General features: G+C 39.5%; 1 pseudogene. It reads right to left on the bottom strand.

Features of this window, described 5'->3' with window-relative positions:
- Positions 1-261: pseudogene (locus GNF10_RS39620) on the bottom strand (F0F1 ATP synthase subunit beta); the annotation flags it as partial.

Genomic DNA, 261 nt, shown 5'->3' with positions numbered 1-261 from the left:
TAAATACCCATTTCTGTTAATTTACGCTCTAAGTTTGTTGTTGAATCTAAGTGTGCGAACGTTGTTGCTGGCGCAGGGTCAGTATAGTCATCGGCTGGTACGAAAACAGCTTGAATTGATGTAACTGAACCTTTATTTGTTGAACTTATACGTTCTTGTAATTGACCCATTTCTGTAGCAAGTGTAGGTTGATAACCAACAGCTGATGGCATACGACCTAATAACGCAGAAACTTCTGAACCAGCTTGAGTGAATCTGAAA

It is taken from the genome of Nostoc sp. UCD121 (assembly GCF_014222285.1).
In the GTDB taxonomy this organism is placed as follows: Bacteria; Cyanobacteriota; Cyanobacteriia; order Cyanobacteriales; family Nostocaceae; genus Nostoc.
This window is presented reverse-complemented; position numbering and strand designations above follow the sequence as displayed.